The organism is Pantoea sp. (assembly GCF_039594315.1).
GTDB lineage: Bacteria > Pseudomonadota > Gammaproteobacteria > Enterobacterales > Enterobacteriaceae > Pantoea.
On the sequence record NZ_JBCNNP010000047.1, the window covers coordinates 12,387 to 31,653 of the forward strand.

Below are 19,267 nucleotides of genomic sequence, written 5' to 3' on the forward strand. Positions count from 1 at the left end.
TATGAACACCAGTCCTCGCAGCAAAGGTCGTCCAGAAGCGCTGGCCGAAAAGGTTTATCAGGCGCTCAAGCAGGACATTTTTGAGTTCCGCCTGATGCCGGGCGACCGTTTCAGCGAAAACGAAATCGCCGATCGGCTAGAGGTCAGCCGTACGCCGGTACGTCAGGCGCTGTTTTGGCTGGAGCGTGAGGGCTACGTCGAAGTGTGGTTCCGCAGCGGCTGGCAGGTGAAGCCGTTCGACTTCGAATATTTCGAAGAGTTGTACGACTTCCGCACCGTGCTGGAGTGCGAAGCGGTGCGGCGTCTGTGCGCGCAGCCCACTGCGCAATGTGCAGAAACCTTAACCGCGCTGAAAAGCTTCTGGATCGATGCCGCGCCGTTGGACGACGGCAAAGCGGTATCCGCGCAGGACGAAGCCTTTCACATGGCGCTGGTAGCCGCCGCGGGCAATCAGGAGATGGCACGGATTCACGCCGAGTTAACCGAAAAAATTCGCATCATTCGCCGTCTCGATTTCACCCGTGACGACCGGATGGAGGCGACGTACCGCGAGCACGCCCAGATTCTACGGGCGATTTTCCAGCAACAAACCGAGGAGGCGCAGCACATTTTAACCGACCACATTGCCGTGAGTAAGGCAGAGGTCAGAAAGATCACATTGCATATGTTACAGCAGGCCCGACTTCAACCTATTGAATAACAACACAAACATAGTTAGAGGTTTACTGATGAAAAGACGTTCATTGCTCAAGGCTTTCGCGCTCTCTGCCTCGGTGGCCAGCATGGGCTTTGCCTTTGCGGCCCAGGCTGCTGACACCATTAAGGTCGGCATTATGTCCTCGCTCTCCGGCACCATGGCGATCTCGGAAACGCCATTGAAGGATGTGGCGCTGATGACCATCGATGAGATCAACGCCAAGGGCGGCGTGCTGGGCAAAAAGCTCGAACCGGTGGTGGTCGATCCGGCCTCTAACTGGCCGCTGTTCGCCGAGAAAGCGCGCCAACTGCTGACGCAAGATAAAGTCGCGGCAGTATTTGGCTGCTGGACGTCGGTATCGCGTAAATCGGTGCTGCCGGTGTTTGAGGAACTGAACGGTCTGCTGTTCTATCCGGTGCAATATGAAGGCGAAGAGATGTCGCCAAATGTGTTCTACACCGGCGCCGCGCCCAACCAACAGGCCATTCCGGCGGTGGAATACTTGATGAGCGAAGATGGCGGCAGCGCCAAACGCTTCTTCCTGCTGGGTACCGATTACGTCTATCCGCGTACCACCAACAAGATTCTGCGCGCCTTCCTGCACAGCAAAGGCGTGCAGGATAAAGACATCGAAGAAGTGTATACGCCGTTTGGTTACAGCGATTACCAGACCATCGTTTCTAACATTAAGAAGTTCTCTGCCGGTGGCAAAACCGCGGTGATCTCCACCATCAACGGCGACTCCAACGTACCGTTCTACAAAGAGCTGGCTAACCAGGGCATCAAAGCCACCGATATTCCAGTGATCGCCTTCTCGGTCGGCGAGGAAGAACTGCGCGGTATTGATACCAAACCGTTGGTCGGACAGTTGGCAGCGTGGAACTACTTTGAGTCGGTGGATAACCCAACTAACGCCAAGTTTGTCGCCGATTACCGTGCGTACGCCAAGGCGCACAACCTGCCGAACGCCAACACCGTGGTGACCAACGATCCGATGGAAGCGACCTATGTGGGCTTGCATATGTGGGCGCAGGCGGTCGAGAAAGCCGGCACCACCGACGTGGATAAAGTGCGTGCGGCGATGGCCGGACAAACCTTCAAAGCGCCGGACGGTTTCACGCTGACCATGGATAAAACCAACCACCATCTGCATAAGCCAGTGATGATTGGCGAAGTGGAAGAAAACGGCCAGTTCAACGTGGTGTGGCAGACCGAGCAGCCAGTACGCGCGCAGCCGTGGAGCCCGTACATCGCCGGTAACGATAAGAAGCCGGATCATCCTGTGAAATCAACGCAGTAATGTTGGGAGGGTGCTCGCTGTCCCCCATCCCGGCCTTCCCCCACAAGTGGGGGAAGGAGAAGTGCCAAATGTAGGTTCGGAATACCGTATTTGCTCGATCAGTCCCCTCTCCCGCTTGCGGGAGAGGGTTAGGGTGAGGGCCAGCGCGCACCATCCCAAAATAATCAACAGGGCCAGAACCATGACAATCCGCCGTTATCTCTGCTGTCTGCTGTTACTGCTGCCCTGGCTCGCCCAGGCGGGCGATGGCGCAGACTTCGCGGCCGCCAACCGCACGCAACAAGCCACCTTTCTACAACAATGGGCTGCCGCGCCGCAGGCCAGTCGCTTGCCGCTGCTGCAAGCATTGCGCGACGAAAGCGTGGTCATCGACCAAAACAAACAGCCGTTTAGCAAACAAGACGACAAATTCCTACCGCTCGACAGCGCCCAACAGCCGAGCGGTGAAACCAAAAAAGTATTCATGAATAATCGCCTGCGCGTGTTGATCGCCAGCGCCCTCGCCGCTCACCAATTAGTAAGTGACGATGCGGCAATCCGCCTGCGCGCCGCACAGCAACTGCAAAATGACGGCGTGGCCGATTTGCTGCCGCTAATCGAACAGCGCCTGGCGGTGGAAAAAGACACGCAGGTGCACGCGGTGCTGGCGATGGCCGCCGCTAACCTGCAACTCGCCAGCCCGGATGCCGCGCTGCGCCTGAAAGCGGTGCAACTGCTCGGCGAATCCAGCGATCCGAATATGCAGGCCAGCCTCAATCGCCTCACCCAAGCCAGCAATGAACCCGATGCCAACGTGCGCGCCGCCGCTGCCGCCAGCCTGAAACAGATTAAGCAGCGCCTGATGTGGGGCGATCTGCTGGGGCAAGCATTTACCGGTTTGTCGCTCGGTTCGATCCTGCTGCTGGCGGCGCTCGGTCTCGCCATCACTTACGGCTTGCTCGGCGTGATCAACATGGCGCACGGCGAAATGTTGATGCTCGGCGCTTACGCAACCTGGTTCGTGCAGAGCCTGTTCCAGCAGTTCGCCCCGCAGTGGCTGGCGTGGTATCCGCTGCTGGCGCTGCCGGTGGCATTTCTGGTCACCGCCTGCATGGGCATGTTGCTGGAGCGCACCATCATCCGCCATTTGTATGGCCGTCCGCTGGAAACCCTGCTGGCGACCTGGGGCATCAGCCTGATGCTGATCCAACTGGTGCGCATGCTGTTTGGCGCGCAAAACCTCGAAGTCGCCAACCCAAGCTGGCTCTCCGGCGGGATGCAGGTGCTGCCCAATCTGGTGCTGCCGTACAATCGCATCGCGGTGATCCTGTTTGTATTCGCGGTACTGGGCCTCACCTGGCTGCTGCTGAATAAAACCCGTCTCGGCCTCAGCGTGCGCGCGGTAACGCAAAACCGCGCGATGGCGGATTGCTGCGGCGTGCCAACCGGACGCATTGATATGCTGGCGTTTGGCCTCGGATCTGGCATCGCCGGACTCGGCGGCGTGGCGCTGTCGCAACTCGGCAACGTTGGGCCAGAGCTCGGTCAGGGCTACATCATCGATTCATTCCTTGTGGTGGTGCTGGGCGGCGTCGGCCAACTGGCGGGCACGGTGGTCGCCGCGTTTGGTCTCGGCATTCTCAACAAAGTGCTGGAGCCACAAATTGGCGCGGTGCTTGGCAAAATTCTGATCCTCGTGCTGATCGTGCTATTTATCCAGAAACGTCCACAAGGCCTGTTCGCCTTCAAAGGGAGGGTGATTGACTGATGAGCCAGCCACTGACCTTAACCGCCGCGCGCAAAGCGCCGCGCCTCACTCTGAGCTTAGGTGTGGTGATCACCGCGCTGCTGCTGGTGCTGCCGTTTTGCGCCCTGTTGCCCGCCACGCATCCGCTGGCGATCTCCACTTACACGCTGACGCTGGTCGGCAAAATTCTCTGTTACGCCATCGTCGCGGTGGCGCTGGATCTGGTGTGGGGTTACGCCGGATTGCTGTCGCTCGGCCACGGTTTGTTCTTCGCGCTCGGTGGTTATGCGATGGGCATGTACTTGATGCGTCAAGCATCCGGCGACGGCTTACCGGCGTTTATGTCGTTTCTGTCATGGAATGAGCTGCCGTGGTTTTGGGCCGGAACCCAGCATTTTGCCTGGGCGCTGTGCCTGATCATGCTGGTGCCAGGTTTGCTGGCGTTGGTGTTCGGCTTTTTCGCCTTCCGCTCCAAAATCAAAGGCGTGTATTTTTCGATCATGACGCAAGCGCTGACCTACGCGGGCATGCTGCTGTTTTTCCGCAACGAAACCGGCTTTGGCGGCAATAACGGCTTTACCGGCTTCACCACCTTGCTCGGCTTTAACGTCACCGCCACCGGCACGCGCATCGGGCTGTTTGTTGCCACTGTGCTGCTGTTGCTGCTGAGCCTCGGCATTGGCTTCGCGCTGGCACGCAGCAAGTTTGGCCGCGTGTTAACTGCGGTACGCGATGCGGAAAACCGCCTGATGTTCGTCGGTTATGATCCCAAAGGTTTCAAGCTGTTTGTCTGGACGCTATCGGCGGTGCTGTGTGGGTTAGCCGGCGCGCTGTATGTGCCGCAAGTCGGCATCATCAATCCCAGCGAAATGTCGCCCACCGACTCGATTGAAGCAGCGATTTGGGTGGCGTTAGGCGGACGCGGCACCTTGATTGGCCCGCTGCTTGGTGCCGCGATTGTCAACGGCGCGAAGAGCTGGTTCACCGTGGCATTTCCGGAATATTGGCTGTTCTTCCTTGGCCTGATGTTCATCCTGGTCACGCTGTTCCTGCCGCGTGGCGTGATTGGCCTGCTGCGCCGGAGGCGTGATGACTGAACAATTGTTTACCCAACCTCATCCGGCGGATCGCCATCGTGATCAGAGCGATCCGGTGTTGCAGCTTGAGAAGATCAACGTGTCGTTTGACGGCTTTCGCGCGCTGACCGATCTGTCACTGAAGATCGGCGTTGGCGAACTGCGCTGCGTGATCGGCCCGAACGGCGCAGGAAAAACTACGTTGATGGATGTGATCACCGGCAAAACCCGGCCGGATAATGGTCAGGTGATCTACGACCAGGATACCGATCTCAGCAAAATGTCGCCGGTGGAGATCGCTCGCGCCGGGATTGGCCGCAAGTTCCAAAAACCCACGGTGTTCGAAGCGTTGACGGTGTTTGAGAATCTGGAAATTGCGCTGAAAAATGACAAATCGGTGTGGGCCAGCTTGCGCGCGCGCTTGAATGGCGAGCAGCAAGATCGCATCGATGAGGTATTGAAATTACTGCGCTTAGGCGGCGAGCGTCAGCGCAAAGCCGGTTTGCTGTCGCACGGCCAAAAGCAGTTTCTGGAAATCGGCATGCTGCTGGTGCAAGACCCGCATCTGCTGCTGCTGGACGAACCCGCGGCGGGCATGACCGATGCTGAAACTGAATACACCGCCGAGCTGTTCCGCAGCCTGGCGGGCAAGCATTCGCTGATGGTGGTTGAGCACGACATGGGCTTTGTCGAAACCATAGCCGATCACGTCACCGTGCTGCATCAAGGCCAGGTTCTGGCGGAGGGATCGTTACGCGAAGTGCAGGCGGACGATCGCGTTATCGACGTTTATCTGGGGCGCTAACATGCTGCAAGTCGCGGAACTGAATCAATATTACGGTGGCAGCCACATTCTGCGTGGGCTGTCGTTTGAAGCCAAACCGGGTGAAATCACCTGTTTGCTCGGCCGTAACGGCGTGGGCAAAACCACGCTGCTGAAATGTTTGATGGGGCTGATCCCGGCCAAATCCGGCGAGATCCGCTGGCAGGATAAAGTGATCAACAGCCGCAAGCCGCACCAGCGCGTGCAGGCCGGAATCGCTTATGTGCCGCAGGGGCGCGAAATCTTTCCGCGTTTAACGGTGGAAGAGAACTTGCTAATGGGTTTGGCACGCTTTTCTGGCGCGCAGAGCAAAGCCGTGCCGGAGGAGATTTATCAGCTGTTTCCGGTGCTGCGCGAGATGAAGGCGCGACGCGGCGGCGATTTGTCGGGTGGACAGCAGCAGCAATTGGCGATTGGTCGCGCCCTCGCCTGCAAACCGCAGTTGTTGATCCTCGATGAACCAACCGAAGGGATCCAGCCATCGGTGATCAAAGAGATCGGCGCAGTGATTCGCCAGCTGGCGCAGCGCGGTGATATGGCGATCCTGTTGGTCGAGCAGTTCTACGATTTCGCCGCCGAACTGGCCGACAGCTATCTGGTGATGTCACGCGGCGAGATCGTGCAACGCGGACGCGGCGAGGCCATGGAAGCCGACGGCGTAAGGGGATTGGTGGCGATTTAAAGAGACGGGCGGCTTAATAACCGCCCGTGCAAATATTCAAACTGCGCGATGAATATCGTGATTATAAGCCGCTTTGGATTTCAAAATCGGCTTTGCTAATTTTACTGCTCACGGAGAATACTTTTCCACTCCAACTAAACGTCACCTTGCCATTGTCAGAGATATTCAATGAACGCACACTGCCAGCACCTTCAATAAGAGGCTCCAGCGTATTTAGCTTTTCGACAATTTGTTTATCATTACCAGAAACTTCACTAGTCAGATAATACCGATAAATGATAGGAACAGTCGCACCACCAGCACTATATTCCGTCATATAAAGCCAATTCGATGAATTGATTTTCTGGCTACGTTTTAAGACACTCTTATCACGAAAATCCTCAGGCTTAATAATTAAAAAAATAACAATAATGAGTAGGAAGAGAGTAATAACACAGTGAAGTATTTTAATAACCTTGCTGTTTAGCATATTCAATCCCTTCGCGAATATTACGCTGATCTGTCGGGTCGTCTCCATAGGGTGGCACATCATACCATTTCCCCCAATAAGACTTTGAAGTTCCGGAGATCGCTTGTGCAAATCCTGCCCCCATCAGCAGTATATCATCAGGTATGCCAGCAGCCCTGCCTGCAGCGCCAAAATTGAAGTTTCCAAAAGCCGCCCAATTATAATCAAATTGTTTGTAATCCCAAGGGCCGCGATTGCGTACTTTTTGGTAAAACCAGTAATAAGTTGCAGGTGTTGCCAAATTTCCCGGTGTTCCCTTACGTCTGGCTTCACGCATATTATTCTGAATAATTATTGCTCCAGGACCAACCGGTACAGATGCCATTTTTATTCCTGAGAATGAGTACAAGAGTGGTTAACCATCATGCATTTTCTCTGACTTTACTTTTTGATCTTAATCACTGGAATTTATCTCTGACTTATAATGATAATTAATCGAATGCTTAAAGCGTTTCAGTAATTAATTTCAAATACGCCTTTTGGCGCAACTGAAATCAGGTCACCATAAATGGCGACCCGATAGGATTTACGTAGGTTGCGTATTTTTGCACACCTGAGGTTTACCGCGCGGTATCTAACTGGAACACGCTGATATTATCCACCAGCGAACCCACCTGCTGATTCAGCGCACGTGCTGATTGCGCGGACTGCTGCGACAAGGTGGCGTTTTGCTGGGTGGCGGCATCCATGTGCGTCACCGCCAGATTCACCTGCTCAATGCCGACGCTCTGTTCAGCACTGGCCGCCGAGATGTTCTCCATCAACTCGCACAGCTGCTTGACGCTTTCGACAATTTCCTGCATCGACGATCCCGCGCCTTTCACCAGCGAGTTGCCTTGTGCGATCAAGGTGACGGAACGATCGGTGAGGCCGCGAATGTCGCGTGCCGCCGCAGCGGAACGTTGTGCCAGCGCGCGCACTTCCGAGGCTACCACGGCAAAGCCGCGACCATCATTGCCTGCTCGCGCCGCTTCAACCGCCGCATTAAGCGCCAGGATATTGGTCTGGAAGGCGATACCATCGATCACCGTGACGATCTCGTTGATCTCGCGCGAGAACTGGTGAATTTCGCCCATCGCCACCACCACTTTTTCCACCACTTCGCCACCGTCGCCCGCTCGTTGACGCGTATCACGTGCGATGTCGCTGGCATGGCGCGCATTCTCGGCGTTGTTTTTCACCACCGAGGTTAGCTGCTCCATCGATGCCGCTGTTTCTTCCAGCGCGCTGGCCTGTGCTTCGTTACGCGCCGACAACTCGCGGCTGCCGTGCGCTACTTGATCGGTGGTATCGGCAATCGCCTCAGTACCCGAACGCACGCCGGTAACGATGCGCGTCAGGTTGTGGTTCATGTCGCGTAGCGCCGCCATCAGTTGCGCGGTTTCATCGCGTCCCACCACCTGAATCTGGGTGCGCAAATCGCCAGCCGCCACAGTTTTCGCCACATTAATCGCCTGCTTCAATGGACGCGTAATGCTCTGCACCAGCCAGGCAGTGATGCACACGCCTACCAGCAAAATGCAGCCCATCGCCACCAGCAGCAACAACTTCGTTTTTTGGTAATGCGCGAGGTTATGCGCTGCGATTTCCTGATGCATCTGCTGCGCACGTTGCAAGGTGGCGCTGACCAGATCATCGATCTGCTGAGTCGGCGCGCGATCGATCCCCGTTACCAAACGATCCACCTTCGAGGCGCTGTTGATATCGCTGATCGCATAGTTATCCAGCGCCGCCAGATATTTGCTCTCCAGCCCCGCATGCACCGCGCGCGCCTGCTCAACCGGCGCGGTTGGTAAACCTAACGCGGTTTGAATCTGGCTGAGTTTGGTCAGCAGCGCCTGCGTTTGCTGGCTCTCTTTGAGGAAGGCGTTTTTGTATTTGTTAAAGGTATCCTGCCCTTGGGTGCCACGCAGCAAGGTGTTTTTCCACTCCTGCACCTGAATTTTGAACTGCACCTGCGCACTGCGCGCGGTATCGATGCTTTCGGCAATCAGCACTTCACGTGCCATCACCTGCTGGTTGTTGTCGAGTGCTTGCAGGTTGACTTGCAATCCGTGCAGCCCCATCAGCAGCGTGGTGAACAGTAATAGCGTGGCGAGAAATCCAAGCCGCTGGCCAATTTTAAAATGGTTGAGCTTCATAGAACGTAACCCTGGTGGAGAGAGATAAAAACCAATGTGACGAATGTCGCAGTGGTTATCGTCCCTGGGATGCCGCTCTTTATGCATTCGGCGAGGATATTTGGTGGCAGTTTTGTGACAGAGGATGTCAATGAGGGCAACGTATTGTCGCGGCGTGAATAATACGCCGCGACACGTTTTACAAAATGCCAGTTTCGACGCTGAAATGGCGTTGCTCGCCGGGCGCTAACTCAATCAGCGTGCCGGCACGTTGTGCGGCGTTGAAGCCTTCCGGGCGACAAGTGGCGGGTAGCACATAGGCGGCGACTTGCTGATCGCGATTGTGCAGCATCCAGCGCGTGGCATGCGGGAATTGCTGGCTGGAAAAGCGCGTCATCAACGCGAATCCCTGCGGCGAATGCAGTTCAAACTGCACTTCATCGCCGTACTGCGCCAAATCGTCAGCAAAGAACACGATCTCCGGATCGCACATCTCCGGCTGATCCAACTGCTGGAACACTAACGGATCGCGCGCCAGTTGATCGGTGTAAGCGCGCCACTGCGGTGTCGGTTTGACATGCGCCGGGATCGAGGTGCGCAACTGGAACGCATCGTTGGGGATCGATTGCTGGAAACGGCCCTGCTCCAGCCACGCACTGTTGAGGTGGCACATGTACTGCAACGGCATCGGTGCGCCAGCCAGATTGGTGACGTTCATCTCAATGTGCAAACGTGCTGCATTGGCCTCGACGCGCACCGCTGGCGACGCCAGATAGTGATGGCCAAAGCCCTTCACATATTCGGTTTCGCCTTCTAGCGACAGGCGATCGTCCTCTAACACCATCCAGGCACTGTCCATGCGCGCGCAGGCCATTTCGCCGTGCAGCGGATGAGCGTCATCTGCCGTCGGACAACCGTTCGCCAGCAAGCCAGAGTGGAAGGCGAAGCAGCCGTAAGTATCGACAATCGAACTGCCGAGCAGCGGTTGCTTGAAGCTGTGCCCCATGGTCAACGAATGCCCGTCAAACGTGGCATCCCACACCATTTGGCCGTAGAACGGCAGCACGATCACTGAACCGCGTGGATTGCTGATGCGCACCGCTTCCACGCCAGCCGGATAGCGAAACAGTTCAACGTGAAATGTCTCATTGCGCAGCAGCGTGCCTGGCGTTTGCAGGAACTGTTCGCGACGTAACGGTAAACGGGTTTTCATGGCATCTCCTCGACTAAACGGCCAGCGGCTTCAGCCTGTTTTTTGTGGCGCAGTTCGCCCCAGAAGAAGAAGCCAACCCAGGCAAAGCACAGCAGAGACACGCCAAACGCCAACTGCATCGATCCTAGATGATCGGAAACGAAGCCCTGAATCGCCGGAATGAAGGCGGCTCCGACAATCGACATCACGATAAACGCACCTGCCACTTCGGTATATTTGTTATCCACCGTCGCCAGCGTACCGGCATAAATGGTGGCCCAGCACGGCCCGAACAGCGCACTGACCAGGATGGCGGCGTACACCGCAGTGAAGTTCGGCACAAACATCACCCACGCCAGCGCAATCACGCCCAGCACCGAATAGGCGATCAACACTTTCTCGGCGCGGAAACGTGCCATCAGGAAGTTAGCGACAAACTTGCCGATGAAGAAGCCAATAAAGCTATAAATCATAAAGTTCGAAGCGTGACGTTCGTTGGTCGCACCCAGGGTTAACGCCAGACGAATGGTGAATGACCACACCGCCACTTGCATGCCGACGTACAGGAACTGCGCCAGAATCCCGCGCTTAAAGTGACGATTACCGGCCAGATAGCGGAAGGTTTCACCCAGCGATGGCAACGATTTTTCATTGCTTTCCGGTTTGCAGCGCGGATAGCGGGTGAACAGGAACAGCAGCATCACCACCACCAAAACCATTACCAGATATTTGTACGGCTCCAGCGTATGCTCCAGCATGCTGAGACGGAAAGCGTGCGCCTGTTCGGCGTTCATTCCCGCCAGCTGGCTTTCCAGGCTTTCGCCATCCTGGAACACCAGATATTTGCCCAGCACGATGCCCATTAACGCGCCAACCGGATAGAACGTCTGGCTGATGTTGAGGCGCAGCGTAGCGTGATCGCGGTGACCAATCATCGAGCTGTACGTGTTGGCAGCGGTTTCCAGGAAGCTCAAACCAATGGCGATAGCGAAAATCGCCGCAAGGAACATGGTGTACGTCGCCATGTGCGAAGCGGGATAAAACAGCACGCAACCGGCGATATACAGCGCCAATCCCATTAAAATCGCCAGTTTGTAGCTGGCTTTGCGAATCACCAGCGAAGCCGGAATCGCAATCAGGAAATAGCCGCCGTAGAACGCACTCTGCACCAGCGCGCTGGCGAAATCGCTCAAGGCAAACACGCTTTTAAACTGGGTGATCAGAATGTCATTCAGACTCGCCGCACAGCCCCACAACGGGAACAGGCACGAGAGCAAGATGAACTGGAACAGCGGCGTTTTATTCAAATAGCCATCAGATTGCTGAACAATGTTCGTTTGCATAACTCGTCCTCAGTGAACGTTGAGAAAACGCTGGAAGGTTTCCGCGTCGGGATAGGAGCGCTGCGTGCCGCGCCCGGTGACGCTGCATGCGGCATACGCCGACGCTTGCGCCATCGCGGCAGGAATGTCGCCGGTTTTGACTAATGCTTGCGCGAAACAGCCGATGAAGGCATCGCCCGCGCCACTGGTATCGACCGCTTTTACCGCTGTTGGCGCAACGTGATGCAGTGTGTCGCCGGCCATCCACAGCGAACCGCGGCCACCGAGCGTGATAATCAGGTTTTTCAGCCCGCGCTTAAGCAGCGATTGCCCCGCCAGCTTTACTTCTTCATCGCTGTTCACCGGCATGCCGGTAAGGATCTCCAGTTCGGTTTCATTCGGCATGAAGAAATCGCATTGGCAGGCGTAATCGATGTTGAGATCCGCGACCGCCGGAGCCGGATTGAGGATCACTTTGATGTTGTGGTGACGGGCAAAGTCGATGGCGTAATACACCGTTTCCAGCGGCACTTCGAGTTGCAGGATGATCAATTTGCACGCTTTCAGCGCCTCAGCCGCGGCATCAATATCCGCTGGCTTGAGCTGCTGGTTGGCGCCTTTAATAATCAGAATACGGTTCTGCGATTGGTCATCGACAAAGATCGGTGCCACGCCGCTGGAGGTACCCGGCGCGGTGGTAACAAAGCGCGTATCCACGCCCTGCTGTTGCAGGTTGGCCACGGTATTTGGCGCGAACAAGTCATCACCGACTTTACTGACCATCATCACGCTGCCGCCCATTTTTGCCGCTGCAACCGCCTGATTCGCCCCTTTGCCGCCACAACCAATGGCGAAATCGGGTGCTTCCAGCGTTTCGCCCGCTTTTGGTAGCTGATTGGTGTAGGTAATGAGGTCAACCATGTTTGACCCAATAACCGCGATATCCATTGTTCTCTCCCGGTGAATTTTTAGCCTTAAAATGTTATTAAAATCACAATACCAAGTTAACAAAGTTAATTATGTGATAAATTTCACAGCTCTGAAGGGTTGTTAAAGCCGATTTCATTGCTGTTGCGGGATGAGTAAATGTTATTATATTAACAACGCAACATCATTGAACGTGGAGTGACGTGATGAGAACGAAGCGGTGAGAACGGCATTGCACGGCGTTTGCGGGCCGATCTCATTACAGGTAAGATTAAAAACTGGCCTGCTGAAAACCTCGCAAATCATTAAAATCTGTGAGATTTATCGCGATTTCTCGCCCCAGCAGCTTCGACTTCAGGATTAATGACGCAGAGATGATCATGGAAACCCGCCGCGACGAACGCATTCACAAGTTGGCTCAGGCGCTGAAACGCACCGATAAATTGCACCTGAAAGATGCGGCGCAGTTACTTGGCGTTTCAGAAATGACCATTCGCCGCGATCTCACTGAACCCGCTTCCACCGTGGTGCTGCTGGGCGGCTACATCGTCAGCGATCCCAAAAGCCATGCTGGGCACTACTTCGTTTCGGATCAGCATGGGCAAAATGCCGCGCGTAAACAGCGTTTGGCGCAGGCTGCGGCGGGATTGATCAGTGAAAATGACACGGTATTTTTCGATTGTGGCACCACGCTGCCGTACATCGTTGATGCGATTCCCGATAGCTTGCCGTTCACCGCCATCTGTTGCGCGATGAACACCTTCCTGGCGCTGAAAGAGAAACCGGCCTGCAACGTGATTCTCAGCGGCGGCGAATTCCACGCCGATAACGCCCTGTTCACACCGATTGGCGCGCATTCGATCCTCGACGATCTCTGCCCGACGTTAGCATTTATTTCTGCCGCGGGTATCGATCAGGAACAGGGCGCGACTTGCTACAACATCAATGAGTTAGCCATGAAGCATCACGCCATGCTGCGCGCGCGCCAACGCGTGTTGGTGGCTGACAGCAGTAAATTCGGCAAAGTGCTGCCCGCGCGCATTGGCGAGCTGCGCCGTTTTGATTTACTGGTGAGTGACAGCGCGCCAGAACCGGCGCTGAAGAGCTGGCTGGCGCAACAAAACATCCCGCTGCGTTTGCCGTAAGTTGATGATATTGCATGTTGGTCACCATAAATGGCGACCCTACAAAAGCGTGCAGATGTGTTGTACGGTCGCCATTTATGGTGACCGATAAAGACCGCGGCAAGCCAATGTATGACGGGTATGAATAAAGGGTGAAAACAGCTAAACTTCTGTACCTAAAGTTCATATCACACAGACCAAAAGGCTCAATACAACGTGGCTCAATTCGTCTATAGCATGCATCGCGTCGGCAAGGTTGTTCCGCCGAAGCGTCACATCCTGAAGAATATTTCTCTTAGCTTCTTCCCTGGAGCAAAAATCGGTGTACTCGGCCTGAACGGTTCGGGTAAATCAACGCTGCTGCGCATCATGGCCGGTATCGATAAAGATATTGAAGGGGAAGCGCGCCCACAGCCGGGCATCAATGTCGGTTATCTGCCGCAGGAACCACAGCTGAATCCAGAGCACACCGTGCGCGAATCCGTGGAAGAAGCGGTTTCTGAAGTGGTTGGTGCATTGAAGCGTCTCGACGAAGTTTATGCGCTGTACGCCGATCCGGATGCGGATTTCGACAAGCTGGCCGCAGAACAAGGTCGTCTGGAAGAGGTGATTCAGGCGCACGATGGTCACAACCTTGATACCCAACTGAACCGTGCTGCTGATGCCATGCGTCTGCCAGATTGGGATGCGAAAATCGCTACCCTTTCCGGTGGTGAACGCCGCCGCGTAGCGCTGTGCCGCTTGTTGCTGGAAAAGCCAGACATGCTGCTGCTCGACGAACCAACCAACCACCTGGATGCAGAATCCGTGGCATGGCTTGAGCGCTTCCTGCACGACTTCGAAGGCACAGTGGTGGCAATCACGCACGACCGTTACTTCCTTGATAACGTTGCTGGCTGGATTTTGGAACTGGACCGCGGCGAAGGTATTCCGTGGGAAGGCAACTACTCTTCCTGGCTGGAGCAGAAAGATCAGCGTCTGGCGCAGGAAGCGTCTTCTGAAGCGGCGCGTCGTAAGTCGATTGAGAAAGAGCTGGAGTGGGTACGTCAAGGCGCGAAAGGCCGTCAGTCTAAGGGCAAAGCCCGTCTGGCACGCTTTGAAGAGCTGAACAACACCGATTACCAGAAGCGTAACGAAACCAACGAATTGTTCATTCCACCTGGTGCGCGCCTCGGCGACAAAGTGCTGGAAGTGACCAATCTGAAGAAATCGTATGGCGATCGCGTATTGATCGACGATCTGACTTTCTCAGTACCAAAAGGCGCGATTGTCGGCATCATCGGCCCGAACGGCGCGGGTAAATCTACGCTGTTCCGCATGATGTCAGGTCAGGAACAACCGGATTCAGGCACCATCGAGCTGGGCGAAACCGTCAAGCTGGCGTCGGTTGATCAGTTCCGTGACGCGATGGACAACTCGAAAACCGTGTTCGAAGAAGTCTCTGGCGGTCAGGACATCATGCGCGTCGGCAACACTGAAATGCCAAGCCGTGCCTATGTCGGTCGCTTCAACTTCAAAGGCACCGATCAGGGCAAACGCGTCGGCGAATTGTCCGGTGGTGAGCGCGGTCGTCTGCACCTGGCGAAACTGCTGCAAGTTGGCGGCAACCTGCTGCTGCTCGATGAACCCACCAACGACCTCGACATCGAAACCCTGCGCGCGCTGGAAAACGCCCTGCTGGAATTCCCTGGCTGCGCTATGGTGATCTCGCATGACCGTTGGTTCCTCGACCGTATCGCCACCCACATCATTGATTATCAAGATGAAGGTAAGGTGGAGTTCTTCGAAGGTAACTTTACCGAGTACGAAGAGTACAAGAAACGCACCCTCGGCGCCGATGCGCTGGAGCCAAAGCGTATCAAGTACAAGCGTATGGCGAAGTAATTGTTTTAGATGTGAAAAAGGCGCCGGGTTGGCGCCTTTTTTATGTCGATTTAACTACCCAGCATCTGCTTTACCAACTCGACACAGCGCAAGAAGCGCGCGTCGTAGTCGTCCTCTTTCACATGCACAAACTCGATATTGTTTTCACGCAGCATCGTCACCAGCATCGACTGGAATTCACGGCGGTCCATTGAGCTACCAAGGCTGCGCAAACCATCCGCCACCCACGGCACGTTGTTCTCGAGCAAAATCACCAGATCGAAACGGTATTCATCAATCAGCGCCTGCACGAATGGATGTTCACGCCCTTCATACTTAAGGCAAAAAGCCTGCGTAGTGATGAAATCGGTATCGATAAACGCCACTTTGCTGGCGTATTTCACCGCAAAATCAATGTACTGCGCTTGGCCGAGCGCGATTTTGTCGTAATCGGAATATTGCAGTGCCATCTCATCACCACCGAGGTGCGAGAACACATAATCACGGCCATATTCCCACGCGCTGGTGGTGTTGAAGATGTTGGCTAGCTTGTTTACCAGCGTCGATTTTCCACTGGATTCACCGCCCAATACCGCCACGGTGCGCACAAAGAACGGCTTCACTTCGGTGGGAATGTATTCCCAATAGCGGAACGGATCCTGTCGAATCTGGCCGCCGCTGATGTTCATAAACGATCGATTAGGATCGATCACCACCGCCGGAATGCCGAGGTGCTGCTCATACATCGCCGCATCGGGTTCCTCGCTGGTGTAGACACAATTCGGTTCGATGCCCTGCTCGGCCAAAAACGCTTTTACGCCGCCGCTCCACACATCCCAACCATGCGGATAGGGTTCAATCCCTTCTTCATCAAACGAATGGATGCGGATGTTTTTCTGGTATTTGAAGGTTTGCAGCAACCAGCGCAGACGATCGCTGATGGTCGGTTGTTGCGACATGGCGCTGTTTTCAAACAGTTCACGATCGCGCGGATCGTCGTGGCCCATGATGATGTGCAGTTCATCAACCTGGCTACAGGCGCGTTGAATCAAATAGATGTGGCCGGTATGCAGCGGATAAAACTTGCCGAACACCACGCCAACGGTTTTGTCGCGGCGCGGGAATTCAAGACCAAGGAAACGGTGCAGCGCTTCCAGCTTCTGCGCGCTGGGGCTTTTGATTTTGGCGTTGAGCAGTTGGCTTAAATAGCCTTTGGTCATTCCGCTGGCATCGGCAACCTGCTGCAGCGTGTGGCCTTGCTGGCGAATGGCTGTTTTCAGGTAGTCAAACGATGACATTTAGTGCCTCCTGCGTGGAATAAAATAGGGGTCGGTGCGCGCTGGCCCTCACCCCGGCCCTCTCCCGCAAGCGGGCGAGGGAGAAAACAAGTGCTGCCTATCAATCCCTTCTCCCACTTGTGGGAGAGGGTTAGGGTGAGGGAAATCAGTTACAGCTCATCCAAGATCGCCAGCGCATCGGCCAGCTTTTTGGCGCTGTAAACTTTCATCCCGTCTACTGGCTTCTTCGGGGCGTTACCCGCTGGCACAATCGCGCGTTTGAAACCGTGCTTGGCCGCTTCCGAAATACGCTCTTGCCCGCTTGGCACCGGGCGAATTTCTCCGGCCAAACCGACTTCGCCGAAGATCACCAGATCCTGCGGCAACGGCCGATCGCGGAAGCTGGAGACCATCGCCATCAGCAGCGCCAAATCGACGCTGGTTTCAGTGACTTTCACACCGCCGACCACGTTGACGAACACATCCTGATCCGCCATCTGCAATCCGCCGTGGCGATGCAGTACCGCGAGCAGGATCGCCAGACGATTCTGCTCCAGACCCACCGCTACGCGGCGCGGATTGCCCATCATCGAGTGATCGACCAGCGCCTGAATCTCCACTAGCAGCGGACGCGTGCCTTCCCACAACACCATCACCGAGCTGCCCGAGGTGATCTCATCGCCGCGTGACAGGAAAATGGCCGACGGATTGCTGACTTCGCGCATGCCTTGCTCGGTCATGGCAAACACGCCCAGCTCATTCACCGCGCCAAAGCGGTTTTTGTGGCTACGCAAGGTACGGAAACGCGAATCGGCATCGCCATCCAGCATCACCGAACAGTCGATGCAGTGTTCCAGCACTTTCGGGCCAGCCAGCGAGCCGTCTTTGGTGACGTGGCCGACCATAATGATCGCCACGCCGCGCGTTTTGGCGAAGCGCGTCAGGTAAGCAGCCGTTTCACGCACCTGCGCCACGCTGCCAGGCGAAGATTGGATCTCCGCCATGTGCATCACCTGGATCGAGTCGATCACCATCAGTTTCGGCTGTTCCTGCTCAGCGATCAGGCAGATCTGCTCGATGCTGGTTTCCGACAACATGTTGAGGTTTTCAGTCGGTAATCCCAGACGATGGGCACGCATCGCCACCTGTTGCAACGATTCTTCGCCAGTGACGTACAGGGTTTTCATCCCTTCCGCCAGCTTGCACATCACCTGCAATAGCAGCGTCGATTTACCCGCGCCCGGATTACCGCCAATCAAAATGGCGCTGCCCGGCACTACGCCGCCGCCCAATACGCGGTCAAACTCTTTAAAACTGGTGGAGAAACGCGGCAGCGCTTCCAGGCTGATTTCCGACAGTTTTTGCACCCGGCTGACGCCCGCGTTACCGCCGGCATAGCCGCTCAGGCGCTCGTTACGTGCCGCTGCTGGCGAGGCGGCAATGCGCACCTCGGTGATGGTGTTCCACGCATGGCAGGCGCTGCATTGCCCCTGCCAGCGCGGATAATCTGCGCCGCATTCGTTACAAACGAAGGCGCGTTTTGCCGCTTTGGCCAAATCAAATCCTCAATTAACGCTCTTCGTGAATCAGGCTGCCGGTCAGGATGCAGAACACCCCCATCAAATCGGCGTGACGGATGATGATTTCCGTCTGCTCATTCACTTTCGGTTTAGCATGATAGGCGATACCCAGCGCCGCGGTTTTAATCATCGGCAGATCGTTCGCACCATCGCCAATCGCCACGGTTTGTTCCGGTGCGATATCAAAGCGTTGTGCAAGGTTGTTCAGGGTATCGGCTTTAAATTGGGCATCAACAATCTGTCCCAGCACCTGGCCGGTCAGCTTGCCGTCGCGAATTTCCAGTTCGTTGGCAACGGCCGCAGCCAGATGCAAACTTTGACGCAGATAATCGGCGTAGAAAGTGAAACCACCTGAAGCGATCGCCACCTGCCAGCCCAGCGCTTGCAGTTTCTGCACCAGCGTGGTCAATCCCGGCATCAGCGGCAGTGTATCGCGCACTTGCATCAGGATATTGGCATCGGCATCAGCCAGTTTACCCACGCGCTCGCGCAGGCTGGCTTTGAAATCCAGTTCGCCGCGCATCGCGCGTTCAGTGACTTCCGCCACCTGCTCACCACAACCCGCCAGTTTGGCGATTTCATCAATGCATTCAATCTGAATGGCGGTGGAATCCATGTCCATCACCAGCAAACCTGGCGTTTTCAGATGCGGGATTTTGCCGAGCGGTGCAACATCGAAACCAGCGTCATGCGCCAGTTTGCTGGCACGCGGCGTCAGCGAGCCGGCTAACCGTACCACCTGATACTCATCGACATTCCAGGCGCTGACGATCACCATCGCCGCACCCAGCTTGTGCTGGTAATCGGTCAGTTTTTGTTTATCGAGCCCGCGCCCATACAGCAACCAGCCAGTTCGACCGGCACGGTAATCCAGCGGCATCACTTCATCACCGCTGAGGGAAAGGGGTAAACCCGGCCAAAGTGAGACATCGGCGGGCAGATCGCACCAGGTAAGACGATTTGGCATTACAGCTCCTGTAGGGACAACAAAACCACGCAAGAGGCTACCTTGTCTGCGCGGGTTCTGGCAACATAATTGCCAGCCTTTCT

General features: G+C 55.7%; 17 protein-coding genes. 8 read left to right on the forward strand and 9 right to left on the reverse strand.

All coding sequences use genetic code 11. The features are described 5' to 3' along the window. The first annotated feature begins 1 nt into the window (after position 1). The 6 genes from ABDW13_RS19190 (at position 2) to urtE (ending at position 6,304) form a co-directional block, all read left to right on the forward strand. Positions 2–700 carry a GntR family transcriptional regulator gene (locus ABDW13_RS19190; protein ID WP_343554143.1) on the forward strand — a complete coding sequence of 233 codons (699 nt, stop codon included), beginning with the start codon at positions 2–4 and terminating at the stop codon, positions 698–700. Between the two features lie 28 nt (positions 701–728). Next, positions 729–1,997: an urea ABC transporter substrate-binding protein gene (gene urtA, locus ABDW13_RS19195; RefSeq protein ID WP_097094999.1), complete on the forward strand. Its 1,269-nt coding sequence runs from the start codon at positions 729–731 to the stop codon at positions 1,995–1,997. Between the two features lie 181 nt (positions 1,998–2,178). After that, the gene (urtB, locus tag ABDW13_RS19200) at positions 2,179–3,744 is read left to right on the forward strand and encodes an urea ABC transporter permease subunit UrtB (protein ID WP_343554144.1); all 1,566 of its coding nucleotides are present in this window, start codon (positions 2,179–2,181) and stop codon (positions 3,742–3,744) included. After that, a complete protein-coding gene (urtC, locus tag ABDW13_RS19205; RefSeq protein WP_343554145.1) occupies positions 3,744–4,820 on the forward strand; it encodes an urea ABC transporter permease subunit UrtC in 1,077 nt (358 codons plus the stop codon). The genes urtB and urtC overlap by 1 nt, the downstream gene beginning before the upstream one ends. Next, positions 4,813–5,604: an urea ABC transporter ATP-binding protein UrtD gene (gene urtD, locus ABDW13_RS19210; RefSeq protein WP_343554146.1), complete on the forward strand. Its 792-nt coding sequence runs from the start codon at positions 4,813–4,815 to the stop codon at positions 5,602–5,604. Before urtC ends, urtD begins: the two co-directional genes overlap by 8 nt. Position 5,605: 1 nt before the next feature. After that, positions 5,606–6,304: an urea ABC transporter ATP-binding subunit UrtE gene (gene urtE, locus ABDW13_RS19215; protein WP_343554147.1), complete on the forward strand. Its 699-nt coding sequence runs from the start codon at positions 5,606–5,608 to the stop codon at positions 6,302–6,304. A gap of 61 nt (positions 6,305–6,365) precedes the next feature. On the opposite strand, the gene ABDW13_RS19220 is transcribed toward urtE, so the two are convergent. The 6 genes from ABDW13_RS19220 to rbsK all read right to left on the reverse strand — a co-directional run bounded on the left by ABDW13_RS19220 (position 6,366) and on the right by rbsK (position 12,394). Continuing rightward, positions 6,366–6,773: a hypothetical protein gene (locus ABDW13_RS19220; protein ID WP_343554148.1), complete on the reverse strand. Its 408-nt coding sequence runs from the start codon at positions 6,771–6,773 to the stop codon at positions 6,366–6,368. Beyond that, positions 6,751–7,137: a polymorphic toxin type 44 domain-containing protein gene (locus ABDW13_RS19225; protein WP_343554149.1), complete on the reverse strand. Its 387-nt coding sequence runs from the start codon at positions 7,135–7,137 to the stop codon at positions 6,751–6,753. Before ABDW13_RS19225 ends, ABDW13_RS19220 begins: the two co-directional genes overlap by 23 nt. A 235-nt stretch (positions 7,138–7,372) precedes the next feature. Next, on the reverse strand, positions 7,373–8,953 hold the full coding sequence (locus ABDW13_RS19230; RefSeq protein ID WP_343554150.1) for a methyl-accepting chemotaxis protein: 1,581 nt from the start codon (positions 8,951–8,953) through the stop codon (positions 7,373–7,375). Positions 8,954–9,131: 178 nt separating this feature from the next. Continuing rightward, positions 9,132–10,145: an aldose 1-epimerase family protein gene (locus ABDW13_RS19235; protein WP_343554151.1), complete on the reverse strand. Its 1,014-nt coding sequence runs from the start codon at positions 10,143–10,145 to the stop codon at positions 9,132–9,134. After that, the gene (gene fucP, locus ABDW13_RS19240) at positions 10,142–11,467 is read right to left on the reverse strand and encodes an L-fucose:H+ symporter permease (protein ID WP_343554152.1); all 1,326 of its coding nucleotides are present in this window, start codon (positions 11,465–11,467) and stop codon (positions 10,142–10,144) included. Before fucP ends, ABDW13_RS19235 begins: the two co-directional genes overlap by 4 nt. Positions 11,468–11,476: 9 nt before the next feature. Further along, the gene (gene rbsK / locus ABDW13_RS19245) at positions 11,477–12,394 is read right to left on the reverse strand and encodes a ribokinase (RefSeq protein WP_343554153.1); all 918 of its coding nucleotides are present in this window, start codon (positions 12,392–12,394) and stop codon (positions 11,477–11,479) included. 359 nt (positions 12,395–12,753) lie between these two features. Here rbsK and deoR point away from each other — a divergent pair, with 359 nt between their 5' ends. Together deoR and ettA are read left to right on the forward strand one after the other, a co-directional pair. Continuing rightward, complete coding sequence (gene deoR, locus ABDW13_RS19250; protein WP_343554154.1) at positions 12,754–13,518, forward strand: DNA-binding transcriptional repressor DeoR; 765 nt, start codon at positions 12,754–12,756, stop codon at positions 13,516–13,518. A gap of 195 nt (positions 13,519–13,713) precedes the next feature. After that, positions 13,714–15,381: an energy-dependent translational throttle protein EttA gene (gene ettA, locus ABDW13_RS19255; RefSeq protein WP_343554155.1), complete on the forward strand. Its 1,668-nt coding sequence runs from the start codon at positions 13,714–13,716 to the stop codon at positions 15,379–15,381. A gap of 50 nt (positions 15,382–15,431) precedes the next feature. Here ettA and nadR read toward each other — a convergent pair whose 3' ends face one another. The 3 genes from nadR to serB form a co-directional block, all read right to left on the reverse strand. Continuing rightward, complete coding sequence (gene nadR / locus ABDW13_RS19260; RefSeq protein WP_343554156.1) at positions 15,432–16,658, reverse strand: multifunctional transcriptional regulator/nicotinamide-nucleotide adenylyltransferase/ribosylnicotinamide kinase NadR; 1,227 nt, start codon at positions 16,656–16,658, stop codon at positions 15,432–15,434. A gap of 149 nt (positions 16,659–16,807) precedes the next feature. Further along, positions 16,808–18,193 (reverse strand): DNA repair protein RadA, encoded by a 1,386-nt coding sequence (gene radA / locus ABDW13_RS19265; protein WP_343554157.1) that lies wholly within the window; start codon positions 18,191–18,193, stop codon positions 16,808–16,810. A 13-nt stretch (positions 18,194–18,206) separates the two neighbouring features. Beyond that, on the reverse strand, positions 18,207–19,184 hold the full coding sequence (gene serB, locus ABDW13_RS19270; RefSeq protein ID WP_343554158.1) for a phosphoserine phosphatase: 978 nt from the start codon (positions 19,182–19,184) through the stop codon (positions 18,207–18,209). Positions 19,185–19,267 lie beyond the last annotated feature (83 nt).

Bases quoted from the DNA above. Each gene is read 5' to 3' on its own strand.
- urtC (WP_343554145.1), top strand. From the start codon at position 3,744: ATGAGCCAGCCACTGACCTTAACCGCCGCGCGCAAAGCGCCGCGCCTC.
- urtB (WP_343554144.1), top strand. From the start codon at position 2,179: ATGACAATCCGCCGTTATCTCTGCTGTCTGCTGTTACTGCTGCCCTGG.
- ABDW13_RS19220 (WP_343554148.1), bottom strand. From the start codon at position 6,773: ATGCTAAACAGCAAGGTTATTAAAATACTTCACTGTGTTATTACTCTC.
- ABDW13_RS19230 (WP_343554150.1), bottom strand. From the start codon at position 8,953: ATGAAGCTCAACCATTTTAAAATTGGCCAGCGGCTTGGATTTCTCGCC.
- serB (WP_343554158.1), bottom strand. From the start codon at position 19,184: ATGCCAAATCGTCTTACCTGGTGCGATCTGCCCGCCGATGTCTCACTT.
- ABDW13_RS19225 (WP_343554149.1), bottom strand. From the start codon at position 7,137: ATGGCATCTGTACCGGTTGGTCCTGGAGCAATAATTATTCAGAATAAT.
- fucP (WP_343554152.1), bottom strand. From the start codon at position 11,467: ATGCAAACGAACATTGTTCAGCAATCTGATGGCTATTTGAATAAAACG.
- urtA (WP_097094999.1), top strand. From the start codon at position 729: ATGAAAAGACGTTCATTGCTCAAGGCTTTCGCGCTCTCTGCCTCGGTG.
- deoR (WP_343554154.1), top strand. From the start codon at position 12,754: ATGGAAACCCGCCGCGACGAACGCATTCACAAGTTGGCTCAGGCGCTG.
- rbsK (WP_343554153.1), bottom strand. From the start codon at position 12,394: ATGGATATCGCGGTTATTGGGTCAAACATGGTTGACCTCATTACCTAC.
- urtE (WP_343554147.1), top strand. From the start codon at position 5,606: ATGCTGCAAGTCGCGGAACTGAATCAATATTACGGTGGCAGCCACATT.
- ABDW13_RS19235 (WP_343554151.1), bottom strand. From the start codon at position 10,145: ATGAAAACCCGTTTACCGTTACGTCGCGAACAGTTCCTGCAAACGCCA.
- nadR (WP_343554156.1), bottom strand. From the start codon at position 16,658: ATGTCATCGTTTGACTACCTGAAAACAGCCATTCGCCAGCAAGGCCAC.
- ABDW13_RS19190 (WP_343554143.1), top strand. From the start codon at position 2: ATGAACACCAGTCCTCGCAGCAAAGGTCGTCCAGAAGCGCTGGCCGAA.
- urtD (WP_343554146.1), top strand. From the start codon at position 4,813: ATGACTGAACAATTGTTTACCCAACCTCATCCGGCGGATCGCCATCGT.